The 8,034-nt window shown below is 32.6% G+C and carries 8 protein-coding genes and 1 tRNA gene; 3 read left to right on the top strand and 6 right to left on the bottom strand.

Annotation, left to right across the window (positions count from 1 at the left end):
• The 4 genes from ABI549_RS06790 to proS form a co-directional block, all read right to left on the bottom strand.
• A partial coding sequence (locus tag ABI549_RS06790; RefSeq protein ID WP_348075705.1) for a GTP-binding protein occupies positions 1 to 499 on the bottom strand: 499 nt, incomplete at its 3' end.
• A 171-nt stretch (positions 500 to 670) separates the two neighbouring features.
• Positions 671 to 922, bottom strand: a complete 252-nt coding sequence (gene rpsT, locus ABI549_RS06785) for a 30S ribosomal protein S20 (protein WP_348075704.1) — start codon at positions 920 to 922, stop codon at positions 671 to 673.
• 167 nt (positions 923 to 1,089) lie between these two features.
• A tRNA-Glu gene (locus ABI549_RS06780) sits at positions 1,090 to 1,161 on the bottom strand.
• Positions 1,162 to 1,253: 92 nt separating this feature from the next.
• Positions 1,254 to 2,732 carry a proline--tRNA ligase gene (proS, locus tag ABI549_RS06775; protein WP_348075703.1) on the bottom strand — a complete coding sequence of 493 codons (1,479 nt, stop codon included), beginning with the start codon at positions 2,730 to 2,732 and terminating at the stop codon, positions 1,254 to 1,256.
• 102 nt (positions 2,733 to 2,834) lie between these two features.
• Here proS and ABI549_RS06770 point away from each other — a divergent pair, with 102 nt between their 5' ends.
• From ABI549_RS06770 to rimO, 3 genes are all read left to right on the top strand, one after another.
• Positions 2,835 to 3,857: a hypothetical protein gene (locus tag ABI549_RS06770; RefSeq protein ID WP_348075702.1), complete on the top strand. Its 1,023-nt coding sequence runs from the start codon at positions 2,835 to 2,837 to the stop codon at positions 3,855 to 3,857.
• A gap of 152 nt (positions 3,858 to 4,009) precedes the next feature.
• Positions 4,010 to 5,527: a transporter gene (locus tag ABI549_RS06765; protein WP_348075701.1), complete on the top strand. Its 1,518-nt coding sequence runs from the start codon at positions 4,010 to 4,012 to the stop codon at positions 5,525 to 5,527.
• Positions 5,528 to 5,756: 229 nt separating this feature from the next.
• Positions 5,757 to 7,058, top strand: a complete 1,302-nt coding sequence (gene rimO / locus ABI549_RS06760; RefSeq protein WP_348075700.1) for a 30S ribosomal protein S12 methylthiotransferase RimO — start codon at positions 5,757 to 5,759, stop codon at positions 7,056 to 7,058.
• 76 nt (positions 7,059 to 7,134) lie between these two features.
• Here rimO and ABI549_RS06755 read toward each other — a convergent pair whose 3' ends face one another.
• Both ABI549_RS06755 and ABI549_RS06750 read right to left on the bottom strand, forming a co-directional pair.
• Complete coding sequence (locus ABI549_RS06755; RefSeq protein ID WP_348075699.1) at positions 7,135 to 7,680, bottom strand: YceI family protein; 546 nt, start codon at positions 7,678 to 7,680, stop codon at positions 7,135 to 7,137.
• 1 nt (position 7,681) lies between these two features.
• Positions 7,682 to 8,023, bottom strand: coding sequence for a hypothetical protein (locus tag ABI549_RS06750; RefSeq protein ID WP_348075698.1), 342 nt, complete (start codon positions 8,021 to 8,023; stop codon positions 7,682 to 7,684).
• Positions 8,024 to 8,034: the final 11 nt, after the last annotated feature.

Below are 8,034 nucleotides of genomic sequence, written 5' to 3'. Positions count from 1 at the left end.
TAGCAGAACCATAAACTGTTGGAAAATCCAACTGCCATTCTTCAGCACCTAATTCGAACATTAAGTCGAAAACTTTTTCGTGAACTTCTTCAGGAGTACAGTTTTCTTTATCTACTTTATTAATAACTACGCAAGGCTTTAGACCTAAATCGATTGCTTTTTGCAATACGAAACGAGTTTGAGGCATTGGCCCTTCAAAAGCATCTACAAGTAGACAAACTCCATCAGCCATATTTAATACACGTTCTACTTCTCCACCAAAATCGGCGTGACCAGGAGTATCGATAATATTGATTTTTGTTCCTTTGTAAGAAACAGAAACGTTTTTAGATGTAATTGTAATTCCTCTTTCACGCTCTAAGTCGTTGTTGTCTAGAATTAAATCACCTGTGTTTTCGTTATCACGAAATAGTTGACAGTGATACATGATTTTATCAACCAAGGTAGTTTTACCGTGATCGACGTGAGCAATAATTGCAATGTTTCTAATAGATTCCATCTGTGTTTTTTTGTGGGTGCAAAAGTACATAAAAAAATACATTAATCATAGTATTCTTTTATCTCTTTAATTTTGAAGTGAATATGTTAACGTTTTACTTACATCAACCAAAGTTAAAAGCATAAAAAAAGCTCCTAAAAAGGAGCTTTTATAAAATTTGAACACAAAGTATTACAAAGATGAAACGAATCTAGTTAATTTAGATTTTAAGTTTGATGCTTTGTTATCGTGTATAATGTTTTTCTTAGCTAATTTATCAATCATAGAGATTACGTTTGATAATTTTGCAGAAGCATCAGATTTGTCAGTAGCAATTCTTAACGCTTTGATTGCGTTACGAGTTGTTTTGTGTTGGTATCTGTTTAACACTCTTTTCTTTTCGTTGCTTCTTATTCTTTTTAAAGCTGACTTATGATTTGCCATTTTCTTGTTTTTTTAAATTGTAATAACTTTATTAATTTACTTACTTAGTAAAAAAAGAAAAACCTCCCACAACTGAATTTTAAATTCAATCACTTTAGTTTTAACTAATAAAACAAAAATTTGAGACACAAAATTTTGCTTTATAAAACAAATTTACAACTAACTAGTAGCCCGTAGGGGAATCGAACCCCTCTTACATGGATGAAAACCATGCGTCCTAACCGATAGACGAACGGGCCATTGCATTATTTTGTAATGCGAGTGCAAAAATACAACTATTTTTTATTCTCGCAATAGTCAAATAACATTTTTTGCAAAAAAATATTTTATTTTAATATGCTTTTGCAAAAAGAACCCTTCCCGCAGAAGGTTTTCCAGTAAACATACAGCTTCCCGACTCCTCTTTTCTATCTAAAGCAAGACAACGAATAGTTGCTTTTGTAAGTTCTTTTATTTTTTCTTCTGTCTCTGGTGTTCCGTCCCAATGAGCCGAAATAAATCCACCTTTATTTTCAAGAACTGTTTTAAATTCTTCGAAATCAGAAACTTCAGTAATATGCGTATCTCTATATTGTAATGCTTTGTTAAATAAATCACTTTGAATTTGCTCTAACAGATCACTAATATATCTTGCGATTCCATCTGCAGATTTTACTTCTTTTGACAACGTATCTCTTCTTGCAATCTCGAAAGTTCCATTTTCTAAATCTTTTGGACCAATGGCGATTCTAACCGGAACTCCTTTCAATTCCCATTCAGCAAACTTAAATCCTGGTTTTTGAGTTGTTCTGTTATCAAATTTAACCGAAATATTTAGATTTTTGAACTGAGCAACTAAATCATTGGCTACATCCGAAATTTTTTCAAACTCTTCATCAGTTTTAAAAATTGGTACAATGACTACTTGTATTGGTGCTAAATTAGGTGGTAAAACCAATCCGTTATCATCCGAATGCGTCATGACTAAAGCACCCATCAAACGTGTAGAAACACCCCAAGAAGTTCCCCAAACATATTCTTGTTTTCCTTCTGCATTTGCAAATTTCACATCAAAAGCTTTGGCAAAATTTTGACCTAAAAAATGAGAAGTTCCCGCTTGCAAAGCCTTTCCGTCTTGCATTAAAGCTTCAATACAGTAGGTTTCTTCTGCTCCAGCAAAACGTTCTGTTTCTGTTTTTAATCCTTTTATAACAGGAATTGCCATAAAATTTTGAGCAAAATCAGCATAAACATTCATCATTTTTTCAGATTCTTCAATCGCTTCCTCTCTAGTTGCGTGAGCAGTATGTCCTTCTTGCCACAAAAATTCGGCAGTACGAAGAAATAATCTAGTACGCATTTCCCAACGGACTACATTTGCCCATTGGTTTATTAATAATGGTAAATCTCTATAAGATTGAATCCATCCTTTATAAGTACTCCAAATTATAGCTTCACTAGTAGGTCGAACAATCAATTCTTCTTCTAATTTAGCATTTGGATCTACCATTAGTTTTCCTGGTTTATCAGGATCATTTTTTAATCTGTAATGTGTTACAATGGCACATTCTTTTGCAAAACCTTCTGCATTTTTTTCTTCGGCTTCAAACATACTTTTGGGCACAAAAAGAGGAAAATAAGCATTGCTATGCCCTGTTTCTTTAAACATTCTGTCTAATTCTGCTTGCATTTTCTCCCAAATTGCATAACCATAGGGTTTAATAACCATACAACCTCTAACCCCGGAATTTTCAGCTAAATCAGCCTTTACAACCAGTTCGTTATACCATTTTGAATAATCTTCTGCTCTTGTAGTTAAGTTCTTGCTCATTTTGAATAGTTTGGCACAAATGTTGTACCTATGTTAAAAAATAAAATAGTTCGACAAAACTAACTATTTTTGTTATGTCCAACAATAAAAAACCTTAGAGATATGAAAACTTATTATTTTATAACAAAAAACACATTCCTTAAATCCATTGTTGGATTATTAGGATTGACTGCTATATCTTGTGGTTCCTACCAAAATAAATCCTATTATGACAATGACGGAATATATGGTGGCGAAAAACAAAAACCAACTACCGAGAGCACAGAGCAAAACCCTAAAACGGTAGAAGCAAATAACAAATACAAAGAATATTTTGGTTCAAATGCTAATAATTACAGTACCGAACAAACTGAAGTACTTACAGATGTAGAAAATTATTCGAGTGGTAATAACAATCAGAATGAAAACTCTAATTCAGAAAGTTATTCTGGCTGGGGAAGTAATAGCGATCATATTACAGTAAATATATATGATAACTATTGGGGAAATCACAATTATGGTTATTGGAATAATTATTGGGGATATAGTAGCCCATGGAATTCTGGTTGGTATAGTCCTTGGGGATATACCGGATACTACAGTTGGGGCTGGAACAATCCTTATTATGGAGGATATTATGGGTATAACAACTACTATTATGGCTACAACAACTGGTATAATGGCGGATATTATGGAAACAATTACGCATACAGTCATGGAAGAAGAGGTTCTGCTTATAATGACCGATATGGAAATTATAGTGGTAGAAACTACTCAGACAATAGAAGAAGTACTTCTAGAATAGAAAACCCGAGAACAAATTTTTCTCAACCTAGGAGAGAACCAAGAAGCGAAACTAATTCTGGAAATAATATATACAATACCCCTAGGCCTAGAAGTACTGCACCAAGAAATAATGACAATATTAATCCTAGAAGTAATAACTCTGGAAACGATATATACAATACGCCTAGACCAAGAAATGAAACGCCTAGAAATAATGACTATACGCCTAGACCAAGAACAGAATCGTCTCCAAGAAGCGAAAGCCCAAGAAGCTATGATTCACCTCGTTCTTACTCACCATCAGGAAGTAGTGGAAGTTCATCTGGAGGAGGGCGTTCTGGAGGAGGACGCAGAGGGTAACAAATTATATAACCAATGTATCTATTTATAAATACATTGGTTTTTTATTGACATTAAAAATAAATTAAATATTTATGACAACTAAATCACAAACACAAATAAAGATTCTCTCATAAATATACCATATTCCAATAAAAAAATATTATCTACATATGAAAAAATATATTTCTCTTTTTGTAATCACACTTTGTTTTTCTGCAATGCAAGCGCAAGACGCATCTGATGCATACAGATACTCTCAGGACAACATAAACGGAACTGCTCGTTTTAGAGCCATGGGTGGTGCTTTTGGTGCATTAGGCGGGGATTTATCCGCTATAAATGTAAATCCAGCTGGGTCTGTTATTTTTGCCAATAATCAGATAGCTTTTTCTGGAAGCAACTTTAACACAAACAATAAGTCAAACTATTTTGGAAAACAAACATCAAAGAATAATAATTCATTAGATTTAAACCAAGCAGGGGCTGTTTTTGTTTTCGAAAATAATCATGAAAATAATAGTTGGAAAAAATTCTCCATTGCTGTTAATTATGAAAATACGAATAATTTTGACAACTCATTATTCTCTGCTGGAACAAATAACAATTCTATAGACAATTATTTTTTAAACAATGCTAATGGACTACAATTAAGTATTGTAAACGGAACAGATTATTATTATGACGAACTAACTTTTCAGGAACAACAAGCTTATTTGGGTTACAAAGCTTTTGTAATTAACGAATCATCTACTTATAATGACGTTACTAATAGAAGTTATATCTCTTTAGTTGCTCCTGGTGGAAATTATTACCAAACAAATAGTACCAAAGCTACTGGTTATAACGGAAAAGTAACTTTTAATGCTGCAACACAATACAAAGATATATTAATGTTAGGGATTAACTTGAATACTCATTTTATAGATTACAAACGATCAAGTAGATTTACCGAAAGTAATAATAACAATACCTCAGCTATTAACGATCTAGTAAACAGAATTGATTTCAATAATGATTTATATACGTATGGCTCAGGATTTTCGCTTCAATTAGGAGCAATTGTTAAACCTATAAAAGAACTTAGACTAGGTTTAGCATATCAATCCCCTACTTGGTATAAATTAACTGATGAGCTAACTCAAAGCTTATCTGCAGTTAGTGGAAACACTACAGGGAATTTACCCGAAGACATTGCTAACCCAAATCTTACAATTATATATCCTACTTATAAACTACAAAACCCTAGTAAACTTACTGGAAGTTTTGCTTATATTTTTGGTAAAAGAGGATTACTTAGTTTTGATTATAGCTTAAAGAATTATAGCAATTTAGCATTTAGCCCTAAAAATGATGAATATTTTCAATCTATAAACAATTCTTTGTCTAAATATTCTAGAGAGCATGCATCCGAATATAGTATTGGAGGAGAATACAAAATAAAACAGTTTAGTCTTCGCGGTGGTTATCATTTCGAACAAAGTCCTTATAAAAATGCATCTACAGTAGGCAACTTAACCAGTTACTCTGGAGGAATTGGTTATAATTTTGGTAATACTAAACTAGACTTGGCTTATTCAAATTCGAAAAGAGATTCTAACCAACAGTTTTTTACCCAAGGTTTAACAGATGCTGCAAAAATAAATACTATAAAAAACAATGTTACACTAACATTTGCTTTTGAGTTGTAGATTCAAAAAAAAAAAATGCATAAACCGTCTTGTTCTTAAGAATGAGACGGTTTTTTTATAGCCCGATAGCAGTGAAACTTCTTTTGCTTTTCCTTTAGAAAGCAAAAAATTGTAACGAATAGCGGGGGCACGAGCGAAGCGAACTGACGAAGTAAATAGCTCCTAAAAACAAAAAAATGTAGCAATACAAGAAATAAAAGCGTAATTTTGCACTCCAAAATTTAAGTGTATGAGAACCAAATCGTTAAAGAAAAATAAAATCAATGTAATTACTCTTGGGTGTTCCAAAAACGTGTACGATAGCGAAGTGCTTATGGGGCAACTCAAAGCGAGCGGAAAAGACGTTGTACACGAAGAAGAAGGAAATATTGTTGTAATAAATACTTGCGGATTTATAGATAATGCCAAAGCAGAATCTGTAAATACAATTTTGGAATATGCTGACAAAAAAGAACGCGGATTAGTTGATAAAGTATTCGTAACTGGATGCTTGTCCGAACGCTACAGACCCGATTTAGAGAAAGAAATACCAAATGTAGATCAGTATTTTGGAACTACTGAATTACCTGCTTTATTAAAAGCATTGGGTGCCGATTATAAACATGAACTATTAGGCGAGCGACTTACAACAACACCTAAAAATTACGCATACCTTAAAATTTCTGAAGGTTGTGACCGTCCTTGTAGTTTTTGTGCTATTCCGCTAATGCGTGGAAAGAATGTATCACAAACTATCGAAAAATTAGTAAAAGAAACAGAAGGATTAGCGAAAAATGGTGTAAAAGAATTGATTTTGATTGCTCAAGATTTGACTTATTATGGTCTTGATTTATACAAAAAACGTGCTCTAGGAGAATTATTAGAAGCCTTGGTAAAAGTAGAAGGCATCGAGTGGATTCGTTTGCATTACGCCTTCCCAACTGGTTTCCCTATGGATGTTCTTGAAATCATGAAACGCGAACCTAAGATTTGTAATTATATAGATATTCCGTTGCAACATATTTCAGATTCTATCTTGAAATCGATGAAACGTGGAACGACAAGAGAAAAAACGACGAAATTATTAAAAGATTTTCGTGCTGCTGTTCCCGGAATGGCCATTAGAACGACACTAATCGTTGGATATCCAGGAGAAACAGAAGAAGATTTTGAGATTCTGAAAGAATTTGTACAGGAAATGAAATTTGACCGAATGGGTTGTTTTGCCTATTCTCATGAAGAAAACACCAGTGCATACGAATTAGTAGATGATGTCCCGGACGAAATAAAACAAGCGCGTTCGTTAGAAATTATGGATTTGCAATCTCAAATTTCTTGGGATTTGAACCAAGAGAAACTAGGACAAACTTTCCGTTGTATTATTGATAGAAAAGAAGGGGGACATTTTGTAGGAAGAACAGAGTTTGACAGTCCTGATGTAGATAACGAAGTACTTATAGATGCTACAAAACATTATGTAAAAACTGGAGAATTTGTAAATATAAAAATTATTGAAGCTACTGAGTTTGATTTATATGGAGAACCAGCGTAACAATTTTAGCGTTTAGACATGAAAAACTCCATTTGAATAATCAAATGGAGTTTTTTTTATTTATTGTATAACTAATCTATTTTGTTTCGAGTAAAAAATTAACTGTAAGTTTTACATCTTTTGCTATCTTATCTTTTACGAGGTTAGGAATTTCAATATTATAATCCTGAGGATTAACAGAAAAATTTGTTATTGCATTTACTTTTCCCCCAACTAAAACTAGATTGATTTTGGTTTTAATTTTTTTTGTTACCCCATGAATCGTCAAATCTCCTTCTAAATCGTAAACTATTTTAGTTGTAGATAACTTTTTTTCATCAAAATTTAGGATTTTTCCTTTGAAAGTTGCTTTAGGGAATTTAGAAGATTCCATATAATTTTCATTAAAATGTTCCTCCATTAATGGTGATTTAAATTTAAAAGCTTTAACCAAACTCAATGCTACAAAATCACCAGTTGTTTCATCAAAAATACAAGAAGCGGTTTTATTAGTTCCGGCAATTTCTTCTAAAGCAGGCATAGAAGCTTCAAATTTTATTTCACCTACACGAGTCATCATTTTTTGAGAAAAAACAGTATTCCCAATTATAAAGAATAGTACTAAAATTATTGTTTTTTTCATCTTAATTATTTAAATATCCATTAGTAGACCATAATTTAATTACATCAATCGTTGCTTGAGGCATAGCTCCACTAGGAGGCATAACTGACCCACAAGAGGCATTTATTCTACAAAGAAAATTTCCATTAGTTACTGCATCTTTAACCGCAGCATAAGTATCTAATTCCGGATATTGCCCTCCTGCCGAATGACAAGCTACACACTCTGCGTTGCATACTGGGGCTATATCCTTTACATAAGTCGGATTTATAACTACTTCTGAAACTTCTTGATAAGTATTCGATTCACAGGAAACTATAAATAAGGTACTTATAAAAAGTAGAACTATTTTTAATTTTTTCATAATTTGTTAAT

This window comes from Flavobacterium sp. (assembly GCF_039932285.1).
GTDB lineage: Bacteria > Bacteroidota > Bacteroidia > Flavobacteriales > Flavobacteriaceae > Flavobacterium.
Note: the sequence above shows the minus strand (reverse complement) of the source record. Positions and strands in the feature narration are given on the sequence as shown.